Genomic DNA, 23451 nt, shown 5'->3' with positions numbered 1-23451 from the left:
ATACCAGCAAGGGCGCGCATTTTACGCATTTTTTTCTGCGTGAAAAGACTAATATTTGAGCATTGACAAATTGTTTTTGCAATTTGTATGAATTTCAAACAATTAACCCTGAAAGTCTTATCTAGCCTTGCTTGCGACCAGAGATGCGACACCATTCACTTTGCTCAACGATCGGATCAATGTGAAGCTCGTCACGGTAATAGTTGGCTACGTCTTCTGCTTGGGTGTCCAGTACACCTGACATCGCCAATTGACCGTTGGGTTTGACAAGGCCCTTGATGATTGAAGAAAGCTCACGCAGTGGTGCCGCCAAAATGTTTGCCACAACGACGTCAGCAAGCAGACCTTCTGGTTGATCTTGAGGCAGATAAACATCCAGTTGATCGGCAACGCCATTACGTTGAGCGTTGTCTTTCGAAGCGAGAAGTGCTTGAGGATCAATGTCGATCCCGATGACTTTTTCTGCACCCAGTTTGATCGCTGCGATCGCCAAGATGCCAGAGCCGCAACCAAAATCGATAACGGTTTTACCTGAGAGATCAAGCCCTTCTAGCCACTCAAGACACAGTGCTGTGGTTGGGTGAGTACCTGTACCAAACGCAAGACCAGGATCCAGCATCACGTTCACTGCGGTTGGATCGGGAATGTCACGCCAGCTTGGGCAGATCCACAAACGCTGACCAAATTTCATTGGGTGGAAGTTGTCCATCCACTCACGTTCCCAATCTTTGTCTTCTAGCTGCTCAATTTTGTAAGCAAAGCCTTCAGCCAGCATGTTGCTTGCTTTGATTTGCGACATGATGAGTTGAGTGTCTGCTTCCGCATCGTACAGTGCCAGGACGTCCGTATCACCCCAAAGACGCGTTTCACCAGGCAGTGGCTCGAAGACCGGGGTATCGTGCGCATCTAAGAAAGTCACTGATAGCGCGCCAGTCTCTTCCATAAGCATATCGCCGATAAGCTCAGCGTTTTCGTTGGTCGCATTGAGTTTGATTTGAATCCAAGGCATGAGTGCATACTCTTAATGTTTAAATTTGGCGCAGAGTTTAGCAGACTTTCCCTGCAAACGAAAAAATCCGCTCAATGAAAAATGCCCACCGAAGTGGGCATGGTAACCAGTGCGTTCAGCTTAGTGCTGAAGGCCGAGTTTTTTCTCTAGGTAGTGGATGTTGGCACCACCGTGCTGGAAGTTTTCATCGTTCATGATGCTCACTTGCAGCGGAATGTTGGTTTTGATGCCTTCAATGAACATCTCACCTAGAGCGTTCTTCATACGTGCAATCGCAACGTCACGGTTTTCACCGTAAGTGATCAGCTTACCGATCATTGAATCGTAGTGCGGTGGCACGGTGTAGCCGCTATAGATGTGCGATTCCCAACGAACACCCATACCGCCTGGTGCGTGGAAGCGTTCAATCTTACCTGGCGATGGCAGGAAGCGCTCTGGGTCTTCCGCGTTGATACGACATTCAATCGCATGGCCACGGATCTTAATGTCGCTCTGCGTGAACGACAGAGGCTGGCCCGCCGCAACGCGCAGCTGTTCTTTGATCAGGTCAACACCAGTTACCATTTCCGTCACTGGGTGCTCAACCTGAATACGCGTGTTCATTTCAATGAAGTAGAACTCACCGTTTTCGTAGAGGAACTCGAATGTACCAGCGCCGCGGTAGCCGATTTCCACACAAGCACGAGTACAACGCTCGCCGATGTACTTGCGCATCTCTTCAGTAATACCTGGAGCTGGTGCTTCTTCAACAACCTTTTGGTGACGACGCTGCATTGAACAGTCACGCTCACCTAGGTGAATAGCGTTGCCTTGGCCATCCGCAATCACTTGAACTTCAACGTGACGTGGGTTTTCTAGGAATTTCTCCATGTAAACCATGTCGTTGTTGAATGCTGCTTTTGCTTCTGCACGGGTCATGGCAATCGCCTGAACGAGGTCCGCTTCTTTACGAACCACACGCATACCACGACCGCCGCCACCACCAGAGGCTTTGATGATCACTGGGTAACCAATACGTTTCGCGTGTGCTCGGTTTTTCACTTCGTCGTTATCAAGTGGACCATCAGAACCTGGTACACACGGAACGCCCGCTTTTTTCATTGCAGTGATAGCCGATACTTTGTCACCCATCATGCGGATGGTGTCCGCTTTTGGCCCGACAAAGATGAAACCGCTACGTTCTACTTGCTCTGCAAAGTCTGCGTTTTCAGACAAGAAACCGTAACCTGGGTGGATCGCCACCGCGCCAGTCACTTCTGCTGCTGAAATAATGCGAGGAATGTTCAGATAGCTGTCGATACCACGAGCAGGGCCGATACACACGGTTTCATCTGCCAGCAGTACGTGTTTTAGATCGCGATCGGCGGTGGAGTGCACGGCAACGGTTTTGATGCCGAGTTCTTTACACGCGCGAAGGATACGAAGTGCGATTTCACCTCGGTTCGCGATGACTACTTTATCTAGCATAGCGAACTCCGCTTATTCGATAACTACAAGTGGTTGGTCAAATTCAACAGGCTGGCCGTCTTCAACAAGAATTGCTGTTACCACGCCAGATTTGTCAGCTTCGATTTGGTTCATCATCTTCATCGCTTCAACGATGCACAGTGTTTGGCCTGCAGTCACAGATTGGCCCACTTCGATGAATGCTTTTGCATCTGGACTTGGAGAGCGGTAGAAAGTACCGACCATTGGAGAAAGAACTTGATGGCCAGCAGGTACTGCCGCCGCAGCTGGCGCTGCTTCTGCAGTGGCTACAGGCGCAGCTGCAACTGGCGCAGGTTGAGCAACAGGTGCCGCAGCGTAGTGCATTGGTGCAGGCGCTGCCATCATTTGACCGTGGCGACTGATGCGTACCGATTCTTCGCCTTCAGAGATTTCTAGCTCAGCAATGCCAGATTCTTCAACTAGTTCGATAAGCTTTTTGATTTTACGAATATCCATCTTTTCTTTCTCTTTTATCTTGTGAGTAAGACAACCCTAAAGGGTTGCAGAGTGTTGGGTTTACTTTGCCTGCAGACGAGCAATGGCTGCCGACAGAGCGAATTCATAGCCTTGCGCCCCTAAGCCACAAATCACGCCGACCGCTTTATCCGACAAATAAGAGTGATGTCGGAATGGCTCGCGAGCGTGTACGTTGGAGAGGTGCACTTCAATAAAAGGGATGGCAACACCCAGTAGCGCATCACGTAGTGCAACACTGGTGTGAGTAAAAGCCGCCGGATTGATGATGATGAAGTCGACATTGCCGTGTGCGGCATGGATGGCTTCAATCAATTCATACTCACGATTCGATTGCAGGTGTTCGAGCTCGATGCCTGCAGTTTGCGCCTGTTGTGTCAGCATATCGACGATTTGCGGCAAAGTTTGGTGACCGTAATGACCCGGCTCACGCAAACCCAGCAGGTTAATATTTGGACCGTTCAGGACCAGAATTCGTGATTTTGCAGACATGTTGACGCTATCTTCCTTTAACGTGAGTGGAACCAGCATATTCCCAAAAATACGAGAAATCGGCACGAGATTTTTGTAAAAAACGCGCAAATTTTTCAAAATCGACCAAGATTATAGCCAATTCATTACAATTAGCAGCAATTTACTGGTCTAATCTCCCTGTTTGCCGTGGATTTTCTGTAACCAGCTTAACAAAAAACAAGATTAACCTTTCTTACAGTATGGGTAATGATAACGGCAAACAAAAAAGCCACTCTTATGTAGAGTGGCTTTGAGGGTGTTTTGTTTAAAACGGATTAAACCAGTTCGGCTTTTTCTGCGATCAGTTTATCAACTACGCTTGGATCGGCCAGTGTCGAGGTGTCACCCAAGTTGCTGGTATCTCCCGTGGCGATCTTACGCAAAATACGGCGCATGATTTTGCCTGAACGGGTTTTCGGTAGTGCATCCGTCCAATGCAGTACGTCTGGTGTCGCGATTGGACCAATCTCTTTACGTACCCAATCTTTCACTTCTTTGTGCAGCTCGGCGGTTGGATACTCGCCCGCATTGAGCGTGACGTAGGCGTAAATTGCTTGGCCTTTGATGTCGTGTGGAATGCCAACAATCGCTGCTTCGGCAATTTTCGGGTGGGCCACGAGTGCGGATTCAATTTCCGCTGTGCCCATTCGGTGGCCTGAAACGTTTAATACGTCATCCACACGGCCTGTGATCCAGTAGTAACCGTCTTCATCGCGGCGCGCACCGTCTCCGGTAAAGTACATGCCTTTAAAGGTTGAGAAGTAGGTTTGTTCGAAACGCTCATGGTCACCATAAACCGTGCGCATTTGGCCTGGCCAAGAATCGAGGATAACCAGGTTGCCTTCTGCGGCTTGGTCTTCGATCACGTTACCCATGTTGTCCACTAGAGCAGGCTGAACGCCAAAGAATGGGCGCGTTGCAGAACCCGGTTTCAGCGCGGTGGCGCCTGGCAGTGGTGTGATCAAAATGCCGCCGGTTTCGGTTTGCCACCAAGTATCGACAATCGGTGATTTCTCATTGCCGATGGTTTTGTAGTACCACTCCCACGCTTCCGGGTTAATCGGTTCACCCACTGAACCCATAATGCGTAGGCTGCTACGATCCGTACCTTCGATTGCTTCGTTGCCTTTTGCCATCAGCGCGCGGATTGCCGTTGGCGCGGTGTACAGAATATTCACTTGGTGCTTGTCGACCACTTCGCTCATGCGGCTGGTGTTTGGATAGTTTGGCACGCCTTCAAAGAGAATGGTTTTGGCGCCGTTTGCCAGTGGACCGTAAACCAGATACGTGTGGCCAGTGATCCAACCCACGTCGGCCGTACACCAGAAAGTTTCGCCAGGTTGGTAGTCAAACACGTACTTAAAGGTCATGGTCGCGTAGACCAAATAGCCGCCCGTGGTGTGCAGCACGCCTTTAGGTTTGCCGGTTGAGCCTGACGTGTAGAGAATGAACAGTGGATCTTCAGCTTTCATCTCTTCTGGTGGACAAACGTCGGAAACTTTTGCGGTTGCTTCGTGCCACCAAACATCACGATGTTCATGCCAATCAATGTTGCCGCCAGTGCGCTTGAATACTACCACTTTGCTGATGGTTTTCACTTCAGGGTTCGTCAGTGCTTCGTCGACGTTCTTTTTCAGCGGCACCGCGCGACCACCACGAACGCCTTCGTCGGCAGTGATGACGACTTTGGCATCGGAGTCAATGATGCGGCCAGCCAGTGCTTCTGGCGAGAAACCACCAAAGACGATGGTATGCACCGCACCGATGCGGGTACAGGCCAACATGGCAACCGCGGCCTCAGGGACCATTGGCATGTAGAGACACACCACATCGCCTTTGCGTACGCCTTGTTCTTTCAGTGCGTTGGAGAAGCGACACACTTCTTGATGAAGCTGGTTGTAGGTCAGTGTTTTGTCGTCCGCTGGATTGTCGCCTTCCCAAATGATGGCAACGTCATCCCCACGTTCTGCTAGATGGCGGTCAATACAGTTTGCTGAGACATTGAGCGTGCCATCTTCAAACCAGCGAATATCAACGTGGCCAGTGTCAAAAGACGTTTGTTTGACTTTGGTGAAGGGTTTAATCCAGTCAACAATTTTGCCGTGTTCACTCCAGAAACCTTCAGGGTCAGTGACTGACTGCTGGTACATGGCTAGGTAGGTATCATTATCCGCATGGGTGTGGGCTTTGATGTTCTCTTTTACCGGATAAATGTGGGCTTCACTCATTGTCTTTCTCCTTGTGCCTTTGCCTTCGTGATGCGGTTTGATGATGTTTTAAACACGCCTCAATCACGAAAGGGGGAATCCGTATGCCTCTAACTGTCAATCAGTTGGAGGCTTTCGACAATTAGACTTTAGGATATAGCGGGGTTTGGTTGTGGCATTTAATAAGTGAAACTCACGACGAAACGTAAGGAAATGATAGGCTTGGCAAGTCGCCACGAGTGAGTCGCACAAACACCAAAGCTGCGGCAATCGCATCTTGCAGCGCATCGTGTTTATCTTGGATGGGTAAGTCGAGATGGCGACAAATGGCGTCCAAACTCAAATCGAAATAGGCGTTGGGTAGGTGTTTTTCCAGCTTGTCATGATAGATCTGGCTGACTTCCACCAGCGGATTAGCTAAGGGAAAACCGAGGTGGCGTAAGCAGGCTAAATCGAGAATCTTCTTATCGTAGCGGATGTGGTAGCCCACCAATGGGCGATTGCCGATGAAATCAATCAGTTTGAGCAGCGCTTCTTTCTCGCTTAGCCCATCGACCAAGTCTTGGTGGCGGATCTTGTGAATTTTCACTGAACCAGAATCGAGAGACTGTGGCGCACGCAAACGCACCTCGAACGGTTTACTGGTGATGATGCGATTGTCGATGATTTTGGTCGCGGCAATAGTGACTAACTCCGCGCGATTGGGATCAAGGCTGGTGGTTTCACAGTCGAGAGAGACATACTCTTTGTTGTTGGGCGCACAAAACAGCGACTGATAGGGCGACCCTTTCAATCGATAGTACCAGTATTGACGACGAAACCAGTTCATACAAAATCCTGCGCGCGTAAGACCTTAGCCGTATAGCCTTTGGTCGTGATGGTCCATTGAGCCAAGTTAATCTTTGATTTGATAGTGATAACCCAGCCACTGTTTGAATTTTTTCACCACGTGCAAACTGTGGCGCAGTAAATCTCGCTCAGTACGATCGAGCAGTTTTAAGTTGAGTTTGTTGTTGCTGTGTTGCTCGGCAAGTTGCTGCGCCAAGCGCAGTTTAAAAAACAGCTTGAGCGCTTCGCTTAGGTTTGCGGCCGTGCTTTTTTCTAACACTTTGCGTGCCACTAACCCCTCAATACGGTCGAAGGTGTTGTTTTCTTGCAGTGCGTACTCCAAGCTCAAAGCGCGAATGCCATGAACAATAGGGAAGATGCCACCTTGTTTGATGTCGAGGCCGCTTTTGTCGGCTTTGACGTTGCCAAAGAGGGTGAGGGGAACTGAAAAGTTCAATGCAGGTCGAGTGAACTCGGTCAAAATCAGTTCTTGATCCGCCATCAACTCGGAGAGGTGCTGTTTCACGGGCTCAAGCAATGCCTTATTGCCCGCCACAGCATGTGCATCGGCAAAAATCGCTAAATCCATCACCGTTTCTGGTTTGGCGCTGCGTACCCACGCGGTGAGCGTTTTGCGCCAATCGCTCTGACTTTTGACCCACTTAGGGTTATTGACCATCACATTGCCAGGGCAAAGCGGATAGCCAAGTTGCTGCAAGGTGTGTGTCAGTTGCTGCATCACCCCGTTACTTTGTTGCCATTCCAAACCATCTTTGATGATCAGTGCGTTGTCTTGGTCGGTTTTGAGGATTTGTTCCCCACGCCCTTCTGAGCCTAAAACGATCAAACAACAGTGATCGTGAAGGGCGGGTGGAACAACCAACTCAAACGCTTTCTCGATAATCTGTTCATTGACAGCGGAAATCAGCTCCATGATGAAGCGGGTTCGAATGCCGTTTTTGAGCAAACTTTCCACTAACTGACGCTGGCGATTCGATGCTAAGGCGAGTTCTTCAACGCTGGAAGCGCGCGCGATGCTCAAAGTGAGCACATGGGAATGGGTGGAGAAGGCGCTGAGAATTTGCGTCATGTCCAACATGCCTACGGCTTGATGACCATCGCACACCATGAGGCGCTTCATGCGATTGCGTGTCATGGTGATCATCGCATTAAAGAGAAAATCACCATCATCGACATGGAAAACGGGGAAGGTGGCAATATCGCCCACCGGCGTGTCGAGTGGCTTGTCATCCAGCATCACTGAGTGGAGCATGTTGGTGCGAGTGACAATCGCATAAGGGTGAGCGTTGGGATGGTTGAGTAGCCGCTCATCGTCGTCATTGAGGCGCACCAAGGCGGCATCGATGCCATTCTCTTTGAGTGTGCGCGTAACCTGATTGATCGGCATCTCAGGCGACAAAATCTTCGGCGGATGATAAATGGCTTTATCAACTTTGGTGAGAATGAATTCGGCAAGATTTTGTTGTTGCTGCGCTGCCTCTATCAGCTCTTGGCGCTTGGCGAGGTTGTTATCAAAATAAGCGGCGAATTGGCCGTTTTCATTGTACAGCTCGAGAAAAATGGCCTTGGGCAGCAAATAGCTTAAGGTATCTTCGAGCGCGACATACTGATGACGTACGGTTGGTTCAAACAAGGCGCGCACATCAAACATATCGTCATTGGCATAGTGAGCAAACACTTCTTGTTGGTTGGCAGAGCGCTCTTCGACCGCGCCTTTGATCAAGATATGCAGATGCGGAGACGGCTGCCCCGCGGCGAGCACCACATCTTTAGTGCGAAAATAGGCCACATCCAGTGAAGAACGTAAGAGGTGTTGTTGCCCCTCGCTCAAGCGATCAAACGGGGGCGATTGCATATTAAATTTATCAGGCATGGCAGCATCCAAAACCAGCAAGGCATATGCTGTAAGTCTGACAAATTTCTCCTGACTCTCCAGACGACTTTGGTCTAATTCACTCCAATTAGGCCGATTAGAGGAAACAATCTGTGGCGGAGAATTCCCTTTTTCTCATCTGCAAGGCAAGTCATAATGACGCCGATTTTTCTCTCGTCAGTTTTTAGGTCAACAGACCCTAGGATCACCATCATGTTCAAACCGTCTCCTTATGGATGGATTTCGCAATATTTTCTCGGTTTCTTTTTTGCCTATGGCGTCTATCTGCCATTTTGGTCGCTGTGGTTTAAAGAACAGGGCGTCTCCTCCACGGATATCGGTTTGCTGGTCGGTATTGGCTTAGCGACACGCTGTGTGGCGAACATGGTGATCACGCCACGTATCCATAAGGCCGAGCACATTATGCCGGCGCTCCGTTGGCTCAGTTTTGCTGCGCTGATTTTTGTCGGTTTCCACTTCTTTACGGGCGGCAGTTTTTGGCTGATGGCGTTAGCGACGGTATTGTTTAACTTGTGTTGTGGCCCAGTCGTGCCGTTATCCGATGCGCTTGCCAACTACTACGCAAGATTGAAGATGCTCGATTATGGTCGCACCCGTTTGTGGGGCTCGATCGCCTTTATCGCGGGCTCGACCGTGGTGGGGTATCTGATTTCCCTCTATGGCACCGACATGATTCTGTACACCGCCTTGGTGGGGGTGTTTATTTCCTTGCTGTTGAGCATGCGCAGTGCCAATGTGATGCCGGTGACGCGCAGCGAACATCACAGCGAAAGACCGAAACTGACGCAACTGCTGACCGATGGCCCTGTGGTGAAGTTTTTGCTACTGGCGGCTCTGATTCAGGGCAGCCATGCCGCGTATTACAGCTTTAGTGCGATCTACTGGCAGCAAGCGGGCCATTCGGAAGAGATCATCGGCTATTTGTGGAGCCTTGGTGTGGTATCGGAAGTGGCGGTGTTTGCGTTGAGCAAGCGCTTGTTCGCAGGCTGGTCGCTGCGTGCGTTGTTTGTCGCGGCATCGATTGGCGTCATGTTGCGTTGGGGCATTACCGCCTCGACCACGCTGTTGTTGGGTTTGGTGTTGGTGCAGTTGCTGCACGGCGTGACATTTGCGATGGCGCACATCGCTGCCATTCAATACATTCAAAACTCAGAAGAGCACAAAATGGTGGCGCTACAAGCACTGTACAACGCATTGCCACTGGGCGCCTTTATTGCGGCGATGACGGCCTTTAGTGGTTGGGGCTTTGAGCATTGGGGGGCGAACGTATTCTGGGTGATGGCGGCCATGGGGCTGGTGGCACTGTTTATCAAAGTCGCACCTGTCACCAGCCAAGTTCAGGATATTAGCGTGGCGAAAGCGGAGCCCAATGCACAGAATTAATCCTAAGAGATTGAGATTAAAAACTATCCTTAGTTAAATGAAACCTCTCCCGTATGGAGAGGTTTTTTATTGACCAAGAGAAAGGATGTCACATGCAAGGATGGTTGGTGATACCCGTATCGTTAGCGTATTTAGGAGTGTTGTTCCTCATCGCTTGGTATGGAGATAGGCAAAAAAATTGGTTGGCACGTTGGCGGCCTTGGATCTACAGCCTATCGATTGCGGTTTACTGTACCTCTTGGACGTTTTACGGCACGGTGGGGCAGGCGAGCAATAATCCTTGGTCTTTCTTGCCGATCTACATTGCACCGATTCTGGTCTTTACCCTTGGTTGGCGCGTCTTAGCGCGGCTCATTCTTGTTGCCAAGCGCGAACACATTACCTCGATAGCGGATTTTATTGCTGCGCGCTATGGCAAATCGCAAGGGCTTGCTGTGGTGGTGACCTTAATCGCCGTGGTGGGGATTTTGCCCTATATCGCCCTGCAATTGCGTGGCATCACCATGGGGCTTGAGATTATCGCACCCGATCTCTCGAGCCGTTTTGGCTATCAAGATTCTGGCGTTTCTTGGTTTGTGGTGGGGGCTCTCGCAGTATTCACCATGCTGTTTGGCACCCGTCATATCGACAATACCGAGCATCACCGCGGCATGATGATGGCGATCGCTTTTGAATCGATCGTTAAGCTGGTGGCATTTCTTGTGGTGGGAATGTTTATCGTCTGGCTGGCGATGCAGCATCAAGAGGTCGATCTCAGCAGTGTTGCCGCCGCCACGTATCAATCACCCAATATCGCCACCTTGCTTATCCATACTTTGCTGACCATGCTGGCGATTGTCTGTTTGCCGCGTCAGTTTCACACCATGGTGGTGGAAAATGAACGCGCGCAAGATCTGCATACCGCGCGTTGGCTCTTCCCGCTGTATCTGATTTTGATGGGCATTTTTGTTCTGCCGATTGCGTGGGCGGGGCAAAGTTTGCTCTCTGGCAGCCCTGCCGATACTTATGTGATCAGTTTGCCGATGGCGTTTGGTGCAAATGACATCGCCTTGTTGGCCTTCCTTGGCGGCACGTCCGCAGCCAGTGGCATGGTGATTGTGTCTACCATCGCGCTCGCCATCATGGTGTCCAACGATTTGGTGATGCCGTTGCTGCTGCGTCGCATGCGCCTGTCTAACCGTAATCACCACCATTTTTCAGGCTTATTACTGCGCATTCGTCGGGCGTTGATTCTGGTGTTGTTAATTGGTGCGTGGGGCTTCTACCAAGCACTGGACGCGATTCATTCACTCTCAGCGATTGGCTTTCTCTCATTTGCCGCGATCACCCAGTTTGCCCCAGCCTTGATTGGTGGTATGTACTGGCGTCAAGGTAACCGAAAAGGGGTGTATGTGGGCTTGGCGGCGGGCTTTACCTTATGGTTGATTACGTTGATGAGCCAAACCGATATGTTGGCCGGGAATGCGCAGAGCAACTTGCTGATTTGGCTGATTACACCACCAGATGTATTAGGGGAGATGGGCGTCAAGGCCTCTGACTGGGGGATGTTCCTCAGTGTCACCGTTAATGCGCTCTGCTTCCTTGTCGTCTCGATGCTAACGCGTCCAAGCCTAAGTGAGCGCTTACAATCGGCGTCGTTTGTTGGTACGCCATTACCTGAAAATGAAAACATCAGCCTCTATCAAAGCCGCGTCACCGTGGGCGAGCTAGAGATGCTGGCCTCCCGCTTTGTTGGGCGCAATCGGGTGAAAAATGCCTTTGCTCACTATTGGTCGCAGCAAAGAGAAACCTTATTGCCGAACCAACAAGCTCCCTCAACTTTGATTCGTCATACTGAGCGGGTATTGGCTGGGGTGTTTGGGGCTTCGTCGGCGAAGTTAGTCCTTACTTCGGCGCTACAAGGCAGAAACATGCAATTGGAGGAAGTCGCGACCATCGTCGATGAAGCGTCTGAGTTGTATGATTTTAGCCGTGGTCTACTGCAAGGGGCGATTGAGCATATTGGCCAAGGCATTGCCGTGGTGGACAAACAGCTTAGGCTGGTGGCGTGGAACCAACGCTATTTGGAACTGTTTGAGTTTCCGCCGGGGCTGATACAAGTGGGCCGACCGATTGCCGATGTGATTCGTCATAATGCCGAGCAAGGTTTATGTGGCCCTGGAGATCCAGAAGATCATGTGCGTCGCCGAGTCTACCATTTGGAACAAGGCACGCGGCATACCTCGTCACGCATTCGCCCCGATGGACGCGTGATTGAAGTGCAAGGCAACCCCATGCCCGGCGGCGGCTTTGTGATGAGCTTTACCGATATCACAGTGTTCCGTGATGCAGAACAAGCACTGAAAGAAGCCAATGAAACGCTCGAAGAACGTGTTCATTTACGCACAAGAGAGCTTGAGCAACTGAACAAGCAGTTGGTGGTGGCAACGCAGCGTTCGGATCTGGAATCGCGCTCTAAATCGCGTTTTTTGGCGGCCGTGAGTCACGACTTGATGCAACCACTCAACGCGGCGCGTCTGTTTGCCTCATCACTCTCGGAAGTGGCCAAGGACGATGAAAGCCGCAAGCTGGCGCATCACATTGAAAGCGCCCTTGGGGCTGCGGAAGATTTGATTGGTGATTTGCTGGATATCTCGCGACTGGAGTCAGGCAAGTTGGATGTGCACGTGCATGGCTTTGCTGTCAATGATGTGTTGTCGAATTTGAATGCGGAATTCAGTGCTTTGGCCAAACAACAAGGCATCGAGTTCTGCATGATCCCGTCGTCACTCAACGTCACATCTGATCCAAAATTGCTGCGCCGTGTGGTGCAAAATTTCCTGACTAATGCGTTTCGCTATAGCCCTAATGGCAAGGTTGCGCTTGGGGTGCGCCGAGTCGGTGAACGGGTGCGTATCGATGTATGGGATAACGGGATGGGCATTGAAGAAGATAAGCAGCAAGAGATCTTTGAAGAGTTCAGCCGTGGCACCCAAGTGCGCTCCGATCAAGGATTGGGCCTAGGGCTGGCTATTTCCAAAGGCATCGCGCAAGTGTTGGGGCATGAGATTTCGATGCGTTCATGGCATGGCCGCGGCAGTGTGTTCTCTATAACTTTGGATCGTGCCCAGCAAGTGCAAGCGTTGCCAATGGCGGAGCCTGCCCAAGCGCAATCTGAGTTAAGTCACTTACGTATTCTGTGTGTCGATAATGAGCCCGATATTTTGGTTGGTATGGAGAATCTTTTGGCGCGTTGGGGGTGTGAAGTGAAAACCGCTACTGACATTGTGCAAAGTTTGAAAGCACTGGACGGTGGCTGGCATCCGGATGTGATTTTCTCCGACTATCGTCTTGATGAAGGTCGCACAGGTTTAGAAGTGCTCCAGCAATGTAAGCTTAGATTGGGCAGCCGTTTTGAAGGGGTGATCATCAGCGCCGACCGCACCGATGATATGATGCAAGGCATCAAAGCCAATGGCTTTAGCTTTATTGCCAAACCCGTTAAACCGCTCAAGCTGAGAGCGGTGTTGAATCGAGTGGCGTAAGGCGCCTTCTGTAAAAAGAGCTGCCATGTTTGGTATTAAAATGGCAGCTCTTTTGAATGTCTTGGCTAAGAAAAAAGTTGTGTTTATACGCCAATAATGCTCACCTGCCTAATCCTCTATATATCCTGACTCTAAAGCCCCATGAAGGTCGCAGATAGTATGGACTTCATATCCGTCATGATTTTTTTCATACCGTCAAATATAAAATATTTCTCTTTTGAATTAATGTCGCAAATGAGATTGGATAAATTTTCTGACATAAAAGTAAGTATGTTATATCCAGGTAAATATGAACGCCATAAATATGTATATTCAGGGCCACGTTTTATGGTTAATGATGTGCTGACCATTTTTTGGTCAAACATACTTGATGTCTTTATTGTTGAAATACTGACAGCTTCAAAAATGAACTCACCATTTTGGTTAGTGTGTGTTTTTAGTTCTTTTGTGTCATTCAGAGCACTGATTTCTAAAGTAACTTCAATGTTTATAACAGGGATACCATGATTAAAAATTCTCCCGTGAATTTTTGGTGTTAAGTCATATATGTCTTGTTTAACTATATCCATAGCATAGACCTGACATGAGATGGTTAAAAATAAGGAATTATCACTAGATTAATAATTTATTCTTCTTGTTTTTTTTCTCTACGTTTATATCCCTTAATTTCACATCTGCTTAGTAGCATCAAATCAACGCCATTAGGTACTACAGGGTTTTTAAAATAGTAGAGATAATCAGGTGTGCTGATGTTGCAATTAAGGTTATTTAAGTTGTTTTTAATAAAATTAAATGGTTGTTCGTATCCCAATATGGATTCCCATAGATATGTCTTTTCATTTTCAATTAAAATGTAAATACCAATATAAGAATAAGCCTGATTTAACGGGGATTTCTTCAGCCACTGAGCATGAACCATAGGCTCAAAATGAAAATAGCCATTCAGATCGGTTTGTGTCTTATCGTTATATCGATGTTTTAAGAATCCGCCTTCAAGATAAACGTCTCTATGCGAAAATGCTTGTCCGTCTTGAGTAAGGTGTCCAGAGATCTCTGGACTTAAGACATACTCATTCTTTTTAAAGAAATCAAAAATACTCAACATATTACCTTGGCTTGTTAGTGGGAAAGAAATGAAGAGTAGTGCTGCCATTAACTGAGTGGTGTTCATTATTCTTCCGCTGATAAATGGAGCTTAATATAGCGAATGTTTTTTTGAGGAATAAAGCTAGTTGTTCGTTTTTGGACACGTATCTGAGTTGTTGTGTAATTAATAGATCTCATATTTTTAGTTAAAAAAAAGCCGATGCAGTTGCATCGGCTTTGCGTTTCCTCGGAGCTTAATCCCTACAATAAAGCTCTTAAGTGTGGATTAATGGTCGTGCGCTGCGCCAGCTCCTTTCGGGTAGCGGATAGACTCAACCATTTCTTGTACGTCTGCTGGTACTTCGGCAGTGAATTTGTTCACTACAATCGCTACCACAAAGTTCAGACACATACCGAGTGTACCAATGCCCTCTGGGCTGATACCGAACAACCAGTTATCCGGTGTGCTCGCTGCTGGGTTAATGAACTTGAAGTAAACAATGTAAGCCGCAGTAAAGGTAATACCTGCCAACATACCTGTGATAGCGCCTTCTTTGTTCATCTTCTTGTAGAAGATACCCAAGATGATGGCTGGGAAGAAGGATGAAGCTGCCAATCCGAAGGCGAAGGCCACAACCTGTGCTACAAAGCCTGGAGGGTTAATACCCAAGTAGCCTGCACCGACGATGGCAATCGCTGATGCAATCCGCGCAGCCATTAACTCCTGTTTATCGGTCATATTGGGTCTAAAGCCTTTCTTCAACAAGTCATGCGAAATGGCCGTTGAGATAACCAATAGTAGGCCTGCTGCGGTAGACAGTGCTGCTGCCAGACCACCGGCTGCCAATAGTGCCACAACCCAGTTTGGTAGTTTCGCTAGCTCTGGAGAAGCCAGTACGATGATATCGCGGTTGATCTTCATCTCGTTGCGTTCATCGCCAGAGTAGAACATCTTGCCATCGCCGTTTTTGTCTTCCCAAGCCACTAGGCCAGTGCTTTCCCAGTTTTTGTACCAGCTTGGTGCTTCTGTGCCGGCGACACCTTGCATGTCTGGACCATTGATGGTGTCGATCATGTTAACGCGTGCAAACGCTGCCACAGCCGGTGCGGTGGTGTAAAGAATCGCAATGAACACCAATGCCCAACCAGCAGAGATACGTGCATCAGAGACTTTTGGTACGGTAAAGAAGCGAATAATAACGTGTGGAAGACCCGCAGTACCGACCATGAGCGCCGCACAGATGAAGAAGACGTCAACCATGCTCTTCGACCCATCGGTATAGGCTGTGAAGCCGAGCTCCTGCGTTAGACCATCCAGTTTGGTGAGTAGATACTCATCGCTGCCTGCCATGGTCGAACCAAAGCCAAGCTGAGGTACAGGGTTACCTGTCATCATTAAGGAAGTAAAGATCGCCGGAACCATGAAGGCAAAGATAAGCACACAGTATTGCGCTACCTGCGTATAGGTGATGCCCTTCATGCCGCCCATAACCGCGTAGAAGAACACGATCGCCATACCGATGATGATACCCATGTTGATGTCAACTTCGAGGAAGCGTGCGAATACCACACCCACTCCACGCATTTGACCAGCAACGTAAGTAAACGATACGAAAATAGCACAGAATACCGCAACCAAACGTGCCGTTCTTGAGTAGTAACGGTCACCAATGAAATCTGGCACGGTGAACTTACCAAACTTACGTAGATAAGGTGCTAAACAAAGGGCGAGAAGTACGTAGCCACCGGTCCAACCCATCAGGTATACCGTGCCATCGTAGCCGATGAACGAGATAATACCTGCCATAGAGATAAATGATGCCGCAGACATCCAGTCTGCTGCGGTTGCCATGCCGTTGGCGACTGGGTGAACACCACCGCCAGCAACATAGAATTCACTGGTTGATCCCGCACGGGCCCAGATTGCGATGCCGATATACAGAGCAAAAGTGATACCGACAAGAATAAACGTCCAAGTTTGAATATCCATTTCCTAAACCTCTTAGTCTTCCTGCACGTTGTACTTCTTGTCCAGCGCATTCATGCGGACAACGTAGACAAAGATCAGCGCCACAAAGGTGTAGATCGACCCTTGCTGAGCGAACCAAAATCCGAGCTTGAAGCCACCAAACTGAATGGCATTAAGTGCATCGACAAATAAAATTCCAGCGCCGTATGACACTAAAAACCATACCGCTAGCAGTGATCCCATGATCCCCAAGTTTTCCTTCCAGTAGGCTTGAGCATGTTCTGTTGATTCGAACGCCATGGCCTTCTCCTTGTGTTTCTCGTCTGAATAGATAAGTGTTAACGTAATGTTACGTTTCCTAAGATAGCAGTGTTGAGTCAAGGGATCTGTGCAACTTTAGTCGGGGCGATAAAAAGCAAAAACGCCCGAAAAATGGGCGTTTAGTGAGGTGGATAGCAGATTTGAGGATGTTAATTTGATGTTAAATTAGCCAAAGGTCTAAAGCACCGCACGTGCTACAGGTAAAAATCTTTAATGCCTTGGAGCAAATTGTTGAGCGCGACGGCGGCCAAGATCAAGCCCATCACACGGCTGATGATGGCGGCGCCAACATTACCAATCCATTTTTGAATCGTATTGGCACCGAGCAGCAAAACCAGCGTAATCAATAGCACTGCCATCATCACCGCAGCGGTCATCGCTTGGTCAGCAAAGGAATAGCGATGGTTGTCTGTCAGCATCACTACCGCCATCATGGCGCCCGGTGACGCGATCGAAGGAATAGCCAGCGGGTAGACGGCCAAATCTGCAAGGGCGGATTTATCCAACTCTTCGCTCAACTTCTGCTCTTGCTCGGGTTTACTTTCACCGAAAATCATACTCAATGCGAATAGGAGTAGCACAAGGCCACCAGCCGCTTGAAAAGCAGGTAATGGAATTTGCATGGCTTCCAGTAACATTTGTCCGGCGATCAGGAAAAACAGCAATACGCCCGCAGATATTCCTACCGCTTTCAGTGCGACTAAACGGCGTTGTTTGGCGGTCAGGTGTTGTGTTTGTGATAGATAGACAGGAACAGAACCAACAGGGTCGATCACGGCCCATAAAACAACGAATTGCGTGATGAGAATACTTAACAAAGTATGGCCTCCCAGAGTGAATAACAGAGGGATGAAAAGGCAGCGAGTGTGCTGCCGCTGCCGTGAAAGTGTAGCGATAACTTAAGTCTTTTACGTCATAAAAGTGTGAACTTATATAACTAAATCAGCTTAGGTGATGAGGGGATGACTTATTGCTCTGGCTCTAATTGTTGCAGCATGATCACCGCTTGGGTACGATTTTTCACCCCAAGTTTGCGGAAAATAGCCGTCATATGCGCTTTGATGGTCGCTTCAGAGACATTCAGTTCATAAGCAATTTGCTTGTTGAGCAAACCATCGGAGAGCATGCCGAGCACTTTGTATTGCTGTGGTGTCAATGCGGCGATTTTCTCGGCCAAGTCATTACAGGCGGCGTTATTGGTGATCAATCCTTCAGGGAAGTAAGGATTGCCATTGAGTACTTGGTTCAGCGCGGAAACCAGTGTGCGCATATCACTCGATTTAGGAATAAAGCCAAAAGCACCGTGGCTTTTTACTTGTGTGACCACCGCCGGTTCTTCACTAGCAGAGACCACAACGATGGGCAGGTCGGGATACTCTGCACGGAGATGGATCAAACCTGACATGCCATTGGCTCCGGGCATTTTGAGGTCAAGCAGCAGTAAATCCGGCTCTTCTTCGCGTATAAGAAGGTTCAGCAACGCATCGAGTGAGTCCGCTTCTAGCAAGTTGGCACCACTGACCGCCATATGCACAGACTGAAACAGCGCATTACGGAACAGGGGGTGATCATCGGCGATGATGATGGTGTAGGTCGAATCCATGACGTTAAACACTTTTAACTATTTCGTTAATGGAATTATTGCAGCTTTAAGAGTGTGGACAATCTTTATACGCTAAAAGTCTGATGTAAATCGACTTTTATTAGAGAGTTTGCATATACCTTCGTTGTGAAGGTGAGAATGTGGTAAGAAAAACGCCAGCAAGGTTTTGCTGGCGTTTGAATCAGTTAGTTGGAAATTCGTTGGATATGCTCCAAGAAAGGTGCCGCTTGCATAAATCCAGTGAGTCGGGCGTTTGAAACGGGATTACCTTGCGCATCCCAAAAATCGATCGTCGGTAGGCCGAGCACTTGTTGGGCCTGCAGTAGCTCAATGTCTTGCGCTTGGTTACGTGTTACGTCGGCTTGAAGCAACACAAATTGTTTGAGTTGAGCTGCCACTGCTGGGTCGTGGAAGGTGTATTTCTCGAACTCTTTACACGCCACACACCAATCGGCATAGAAGTCGAGCATCACAGGTTTTTTGGCTTGCTTGGCTAACGCTAATTGCTGTTGAAGCTCTTCGACGTTGCGGATTTTAATAAAGCTCACTTCGCTGGTTTGTGCCTGTTGAGTGCTGTCGGCAAACCAATAATTGAGGGCAGGCTGAGCGGAGGCAAATAGACCCAGTACGGCAATAATGCCCACCGCGCTTTGCTTCCAACCACCAAACTCCAAGCTATTTTTCACATGGTAAAGCCAGCCAAACGCCGCGATGCCCAAGGCAGACCATAGCGCGGTTGACCACATTTCAGGAAGAATGCGCTCCAATAGGAAGATTGGCGCTGCCAATAACACAAAGCCAAACAGCGTTTTAACGCGATCCATCCAACCGCCGGCTTTGGGGAGCAGTTTATTGCCAAACACAGCGACCAAAATCAAAGGAATCCCCATGCCCATGGCTAAGGCATACAGCGCAACGCCACCCGTCAAGAGATCACCACTTTGTGCCACGTACAGCAGTGCCCCAGAAAGCGGTGCTGTGGTACAAGGTGAGCACACTAAGCCGGAAATGGCCCCCATGGCAAAAACACCCGCACTGCTGCCCCCTTGCTGCTTATTGCTCAAATTGTTCAGCCAGGTTTGCACACCGCTAGGCAGTTGTAGGGTATACACCCCAAACATGGAGAGCGCTAAGGTGACAAAAAGAATACTCAGACCGATCAACACATAAGGGTGCTGCATAGCAGCTTGGAACTGTAAGCCAGCGGAAGCGACAACCAGACCCAGTAAGGTATAGGTCAGTGCCATGCCTTGAACATAGACCAGAGAGAGACCAAGCGCGCGTCGCTGACTCAGTTTACCGCTACCTAATACGATGCTGGTCAGAATTGGGTACATTGGTAGTACGCAAGGTGTAAAGGCCAAGCCAACACCGAGTGCCAAAAACAGCAGTGGCGTCCACCAGTTATCGGCTAAGCCCGAAGCCAACTGATCTTGCTCGGTCAGAGGTTGAGGCGTTGAGGTGTTCGTTGTTGATGTTTCAAGCTGGCGGGGAGTTTGTGTCAGTGTCGTTGCTGGTGCCATGTCGCCATTAGTAAACGAGGCAATATCGATCACTCGCGTTTCTGGCGGATAACAAAAGCCCGCTTTGGCGCAGCCTTGGTATTGCACAATCACTTTGGCGCCAGGCTGCCAGTCTTGCATTGGAATGTTGACGAACAATGGATGGGTATAGATGTTTACGTCGCCAAAAAATTCATCTTGGTAAGGCTGGCCATCTTCCATCTGAATGTCACCTAAGGTCACGTTTTCAGCACTGAAAGAGAGACGTTGCTGGTAAAGGTAATAACCTTCTTTTACTTGCCAGTCGAGGGTTAAGCGATGATCTTGTTGGAAGAAGTTAAAAGGAAAGGCCTGATCAACAGGCACAAAATCATTTGAGCCAGAGCCAAATGTACTGGTTTGATTGTTGCCAAATAAGGCCATGGCTGGAGAGGAAATCATCAGCCATCCGATCACGAAAAAGGTCAATACTGCGCGCATAATCAACAAGGTCAAAAGATGAATGGAGGTTAGTCTAACTCAATCAGACCTAGAAACGGTGCAGAAAGTTTCAGCAATAGGGAGGTTATGTGCAGAAAATTAAAAAAGGGAGCCGAAGCTCCCATGAGTAAGACTCGTTTTACTTAGATAAATAGGCTACCAAAGGCAAAGCCCAGCGCAACCGCAGAAGCGATGGTCGCTACACCCGGAATAAAGAATGGGTGGTTGAACACGTACTTACCAATGCGGGTTGAACCTGTATCATCCATCTCTACGGCAGCCAATAGGGTTGGGTAAGTTGGTAGAACAAACAGCGCACTCACGGCAGCAAAAGAAGCGACCGCAGTAAGTGGCGCTACACCAATCGCCAGTGCAGCAGGCATAAGAGCAACCGTGGTTGCGCCTTGTGAGTACAGCAGCATAGAGGCAAAGAACAGCACCAATGCCAGCATCCAAGGGTAGTCAGACAGCAAAGCACCTGCGACATCTTTAATGCCATCGACGTGAGCATTAACGAATGTAGAACCTAACCAAGCCACGCCCAGTACACACACACACGCCGTCATACCTGAACGGAAAGTCGCTGCAGAAGGGATTTTTGATGCATCGATCTTAGTGAACATCACAATCGCTGCGGCGGCAGCCAACATCACTGTCATGATCGCTTCGTTACGGCCAAGCGCTGGGTTTTCAATCAGGCCAACAGAGCTTGAAATAGCCGCTGCGTAACAAACCACAAACGCAATCGCGCCAAGGAAGATGTAAGTCGCGGTTTTTGCGGTTGGTAGGATTTCACGTTGTGTTTCAGTGCTGAGCTTGATAAGACCTTTCGCAAGGCGATCTTGATACTCAGGATCGTCTTTCAGCTCGCTACCCATGTAGTTCGCCACCAAAGCACCGATCATACACGCCACAAATGTGGTTGGGATACAAACCGCAAGCAGTGTTAAGTAGTCCACACCAAACGGCGCCAACATGGCCGCAAACGCCACCACGGCCGCAGAAATAGGGGAAGCAGTGATCGCGATTTGTGATGCGACAACGGCAATCGACAATGGGCGAGAAGGACGCACGCCTTGACCTTTTGCTACTTCGGCAATAACAGGCAGCGTTGAGAACGCGGTATGACCGGTACCCGCCATCAACGTCATTAAGAAAGTGACGATAGGCGCGTAGAAGGTAATACGTTCAGGATGTTTGCGCAGGAAGTTTTCCGCAATTTGAACCAGCCAATCCATACCACCAGCCACTTGCATTGCGGCAATGGCGGTGATCACAGACATGATGATCAAAATAACGTCAACAGGAATAAATGCTTGTTTGGTTGGTACGCCTAGAATCAGCGACAGGACAATAACACCCGCACCACCAGCGAAACCAATACCAATGCCACCAATTCGTGCCCCTAAATAGATAAAGAGCAGAACGACTAATAACTCGACCGCTACCATAGATTGTTACCTCATATATTTTATTGATTCTGATTAGCGAAGCGCTTTGCCTAAAGCGCTTGAATAATCAGAAGTAAAATAAATACTTGTTATTATTGTGGTTATTAATAAAAAACGGCAAAAAGGGCCCACTAAGGAGCCCTTTATTTTTACGATTATTCGTAACGTTTTGCTTTGTAAGTTGGGTGCATGAAGTTTTGCACAGACAGGATGTCATCCAGTTCTTCAGATGTCAGCAAGCCACGCTCAAGCACTACTTCACGTACGCTCTTACCGGTTTCCGCACAAATCTTACCAACGATGTCACCTTCGTGGTGGCCGATGTATGGGTTTAGGTAAGTAACGATACCGATAGAGTTGTAAACGTAGTTTTCACAGATCTCTTTGTTCACTGTGATGCCATCAATACACTTGTCACGTAGGTTCACACACGCGTTTTGTAGTAGTGAGATCGATTCAAACATCGCTTGACCAATCACAGGCTCCATTACGTTTAGTTGTAGCTGGCCGCCTTCGGCTGCGAATGAAATCGTGTTGTCGTTACCCAGCACTTTGAAACACACTTGGTTCACCACTTCTGGGATAACTGGGTTCACTTTTGCTGGCATGATTGAAGAGCCGGCTTGCATTTCTGGCAAGTTCAGTTCGTTCAAACCAGCACGAGGACCAGAAGAAAGCAGACGTAAGTCGTTACAGATCTTAGACAGTTTCACCGCTAGGCGTTTTAGCGCGCCGTGCGCCATTACGTAAGCACCACAGTCTGAAGTTGCTTCGATAAGGTCTTCTGCTGGAACCACTTCTAGGCCAGTCACTTCCGCTAGGTGTTTCACAGCAAGAGCTTGGTAACCAGGAGGAGTGTTCAAGCCAGTACCGATCGCCGTTGCACCTAGGTTCACTTCAAGAAGTAGCTTCGAGGTGTAGTCTAGCGCGCGGATCTCTTCGTTTAGTGTCACTGCCCAAGCGTGGAACTCTTGACCGACAGTCATTGGAACCGCATCTTGCAACTGAGTACGGCCCATTTTTAGGATGCCGTTGAACTCTTGAGATTTCAGCTCAAACGCACCTTTTAGGTATTCAATCGCTTCCATCAATTTATGGATACTGTTGTAAACCGCAATACGGAAACCCGTTGGGTAGGCACAGTTGGTTGATTGGCTCTTGTTCACGTGATCATTTGGGTTCACCACGTCGTAATCGCCTTTCTCTTTACCCATTAATTCTAGAGCAATGTTGGCAAGTACTTCGTTGGTGTTCATATTCACAGAAGTGCCCGCACCGCCTTGGAATACGTCCGATGGGAACTGATCCATGCATTTGCCAGTTTCCAACATTAGGTCACACGCTTGAATGATGTAATCTGCGACATTCTTAGGAATTGCACCCAACTCTTTGTTGGCAAGCGCCGCCGCTTTTTTGGTCATAACCATGCCACGAACGAATTCTGGCACGTCAGAAATAGTGACATTTGAGATGTTGAAGTTTTCGATGGCGCGCAGCGTGTGAATACCGTAGTAAGCGTCAGCCGGAACGTGACGTTGGCCTAATAGATCTTCTTCAATACGAGTGGCCGGAGTTGATGCTTTTGGAGCTTCAGTTAGGGTAGCCATAACAGGATCCTTAGATAATAATTCTGATATTTAAGTGATTGGTTAGCCATTTTCTGCAATCAGAATCCATTCATCAGAGTATTTGGCTGTA

Annotated in this window: 18 protein-coding genes; 2 read left to right on the top strand and 16 right to left on the bottom strand. The window is 48.8% G+C overall.

Annotation, left to right across the window (positions count from 1 at the left end; genetic code table 11):
* Positions 1 to 121: 121 nt before the first annotated feature.
* The 7 genes from prmA to CIK04_RS03725 all read right to left on the bottom strand — a co-directional run bounded on the left by prmA (position 122) and on the right by CIK04_RS03725 (position 8413).
* A complete protein-coding gene (gene prmA / locus CIK04_RS03755) occupies positions 122 to 1009 on the bottom strand; it encodes a 50S ribosomal protein L11 methyltransferase (RefSeq protein ID WP_011151370.1) in 888 nt (295 codons plus the stop codon).
* 120 nt (positions 1010 to 1129) lie between these two features.
* Positions 1130 to 2476, bottom strand: a complete 1347-nt coding sequence (gene accC / locus CIK04_RS03750) for an acetyl-CoA carboxylase biotin carboxylase subunit (RefSeq protein ID WP_038968922.1) — start codon at positions 2474 to 2476, stop codon at positions 1130 to 1132.
* Between the two features lie 12 nt (positions 2477 to 2488).
* Positions 2489 to 2953 carry an acetyl-CoA carboxylase biotin carboxyl carrier protein gene (gene accB, locus CIK04_RS03745; protein ID WP_011079221.1) on the bottom strand — a complete coding sequence of 155 codons (465 nt, stop codon included), beginning with the start codon at positions 2951 to 2953 and terminating at the stop codon, positions 2489 to 2491.
* 60 nt (positions 2954 to 3013) lie between these two features.
* Positions 3014 to 3463 (bottom strand): type II 3-dehydroquinate dehydratase, encoded by a 450-nt coding sequence (aroQ, locus tag CIK04_RS03740; protein WP_026130576.1) that lies wholly within the window; start codon positions 3461 to 3463, stop codon positions 3014 to 3016.
* Positions 3464 to 3759: 296 nt separating this feature from the next.
* On the bottom strand, positions 3760 to 5712 hold the full coding sequence (acs, locus tag CIK04_RS03735) for an acetate--CoA ligase (RefSeq protein ID WP_038939527.1): 1953 nt from the start codon (positions 5710 to 5712) through the stop codon (positions 3760 to 3762).
* A 172-nt stretch (positions 5713 to 5884) separates the two neighbouring features.
* A complete protein-coding gene (locus CIK04_RS03730) occupies positions 5885 to 6520 on the bottom strand; it encodes a 3'-5' exonuclease (protein ID WP_038968921.1) in 636 nt (211 codons plus the stop codon).
* A gap of 66 nt (positions 6521 to 6586) precedes the next feature.
* A complete protein-coding gene (locus tag CIK04_RS03725) occupies positions 6587 to 8413 on the bottom strand; it encodes a DUF294 nucleotidyltransferase-like domain-containing protein (protein WP_058667290.1) in 1827 nt (608 codons plus the stop codon).
* A gap of 213 nt (positions 8414 to 8626) precedes the next feature.
* Between CIK04_RS03725 and CIK04_RS03720 the strand changes: the two genes are divergently transcribed.
* Positions 8627 to 9817 carry a 3-phenylpropionate MFS transporter gene (locus CIK04_RS03720; protein ID WP_039545004.1) on the top strand — a complete coding sequence of 397 codons (1191 nt, stop codon included), beginning with the start codon at positions 8627 to 8629 and terminating at the stop codon, positions 9815 to 9817.
* A gap of 92 nt (positions 9818 to 9909) precedes the next feature.
* Positions 9910 to 13341 (top strand): NahK/ErcS family hybrid sensor histidine kinase/response regulator, encoded by a 3432-nt coding sequence (locus CIK04_RS03715; protein ID WP_045614465.1) that lies wholly within the window; start codon positions 9910 to 9912, stop codon positions 13339 to 13341.
* 131 nt (positions 13342 to 13472) lie between these two features.
* On the opposite strand, the gene CIK04_RS03710 is transcribed toward CIK04_RS03715, so the two are convergent.
* The 9 genes from CIK04_RS03710 to aspA form a co-directional block, all read right to left on the bottom strand.
* The gene (locus CIK04_RS03710) at positions 13473 to 13910 is read right to left on the bottom strand and encodes a DUF6795 domain-containing protein (RefSeq protein WP_128824593.1); all 438 of its coding nucleotides are present in this window, start codon (positions 13908 to 13910) and stop codon (positions 13473 to 13475) included.
* Between the two features lie 56 nt (positions 13911 to 13966).
* Entirely contained in the window at positions 13967 to 14512 is a 546-nt protein-coding gene (locus CIK04_RS03705) for a DUF6795 domain-containing protein (protein WP_095430666.1), read from the bottom strand.
* 201 nt (positions 14513 to 14713) lie between these two features.
* Positions 14714 to 16417, bottom strand: coding sequence for a sodium:solute symporter family protein (locus CIK04_RS03700; RefSeq protein WP_038939534.1), 1704 nt, complete (start codon positions 16415 to 16417; stop codon positions 14714 to 14716).
* Between the two features lie 12 nt (positions 16418 to 16429).
* The gene (locus tag CIK04_RS03695) at positions 16430 to 16696 is read right to left on the bottom strand and encodes a DUF4212 domain-containing protein (protein ID WP_011079229.1); all 267 of its coding nucleotides are present in this window, start codon (positions 16694 to 16696) and stop codon (positions 16430 to 16432) included.
* Positions 16697 to 16911: 215 nt separating this feature from the next.
* On the bottom strand, positions 16912 to 17535 hold the full coding sequence (locus CIK04_RS03690) for a MarC family protein (protein ID WP_017419764.1): 624 nt from the start codon (positions 17533 to 17535) through the stop codon (positions 16912 to 16914).
* 149 nt (positions 17536 to 17684) lie between these two features.
* The gene (locus CIK04_RS03685) at positions 17685 to 18320 is read right to left on the bottom strand and encodes a response regulator transcription factor (protein ID WP_097353212.1); all 636 of its coding nucleotides are present in this window, start codon (positions 18318 to 18320) and stop codon (positions 17685 to 17687) included.
* A 185-nt stretch (positions 18321 to 18505) separates the two neighbouring features.
* Positions 18506 to 20302, bottom strand: a complete 1797-nt coding sequence (locus CIK04_RS03680; protein WP_097353217.1) for a protein-disulfide reductase DsbD — start codon at positions 20300 to 20302, stop codon at positions 18506 to 18508.
* Positions 20303 to 20445: 143 nt separating this feature from the next.
* Positions 20446 to 21753, bottom strand: coding sequence for an anaerobic C4-dicarboxylate transporter (locus CIK04_RS03675; RefSeq protein WP_017419761.1), 1308 nt, complete (start codon positions 21751 to 21753; stop codon positions 20446 to 20448).
* A 155-nt stretch (positions 21754 to 21908) separates the two neighbouring features.
* Entirely contained in the window at positions 21909 to 23360 is a 1452-nt protein-coding gene (gene aspA, locus CIK04_RS03670) for an aspartate ammonia-lyase (protein ID WP_017789706.1), read from the bottom strand.
* Positions 23361 to 23451 lie beyond the last annotated feature (91 nt).

Source organism: Vibrio sp. 03_296, assembly GCF_002265885.1.
This window is presented reverse-complemented; position numbering and strand designations above follow the sequence as displayed.

Coding starts and splice junctions, on each gene's coding strand:
- CIK04_RS03705 (WP_095430666.1), bottom strand. CDS start 14,512: ATGAACACCACTCAGTTAATGGCAGCACTACTCTTCATTTCTTTCCCA.
- CIK04_RS03685 (WP_097353212.1), bottom strand. CDS start 18,320: ATGGATTCGACCTACACCATCATCATCGCCGATGATCACCCCCTGTTC.
- CIK04_RS03710 (WP_128824593.1), bottom strand. CDS start 13,910: ATGGATATAGTTAAACAAGACATATATGACTTAACACCAAAAATTCAC.
- CIK04_RS03720 (WP_039545004.1), top strand. CDS start 8,627: ATGTTCAAACCGTCTCCTTATGGATGGATTTCGCAATATTTTCTCGGT.
- CIK04_RS03695 (WP_011079229.1), bottom strand. CDS start 16,696: ATGGCGTTCGAATCAACAGAACATGCTCAAGCCTACTGGAAGGAAAAC.
- CIK04_RS03725 (WP_058667290.1), bottom strand. CDS start 8,413: ATGCCTGATAAATTTAATATGCAATCGCCCCCGTTTGATCGCTTGAGC.
- CIK04_RS03680 (WP_097353217.1), bottom strand. CDS start 20,302: ATGCGCGCAGTATTGACCTTTTTCGTGATCGGATGGCTGATGATTTCC.
- accC (WP_038968922.1), bottom strand. CDS start 2,476: ATGCTAGATAAAGTAGTCATCGCGAACCGAGGTGAAATCGCACTTCGT.
- aspA (WP_017789706.1), bottom strand. CDS start 23,360: ATGGCTACCCTAACTGAAGCTCCAAAAGCATCAACTCCGGCCACTCGT.
- CIK04_RS03700 (WP_038939534.1), bottom strand. CDS start 16,417: ATGGATATTCAAACTTGGACGTTTATTCTTGTCGGTATCACTTTTGCT.
- prmA (WP_011151370.1), bottom strand. CDS start 1,009: ATGCCTTGGATTCAAATCAAACTCAATGCGACCAACGAAAACGCTGAG.
- CIK04_RS03675 (WP_017419761.1), bottom strand. CDS start 21,753: ATGGTAGCGGTCGAGTTATTAGTCGTTCTGCTCTTTATCTATTTAGGG.
- aroQ (WP_026130576.1), bottom strand. CDS start 3,463: ATGTCTGCAAAATCACGAATTCTGGTCCTGAACGGTCCAAATATTAAC.
- CIK04_RS03715 (WP_045614465.1), top strand. CDS start 9,910: ATGCAAGGATGGTTGGTGATACCCGTATCGTTAGCGTATTTAGGAGTG.
- acs (WP_038939527.1), bottom strand. CDS start 5,712: ATGAGTGAAGCCCACATTTATCCGGTAAAAGAGAACATCAAAGCCCAC.
- CIK04_RS03730 (WP_038968921.1), bottom strand. CDS start 6,520: ATGAACTGGTTTCGTCGTCAATACTGGTACTATCGATTGAAAGGGTCG.
- accB (WP_011079221.1), bottom strand. CDS start 2,953: ATGGATATTCGTAAAATCAAAAAGCTTATCGAACTAGTTGAAGAATCT.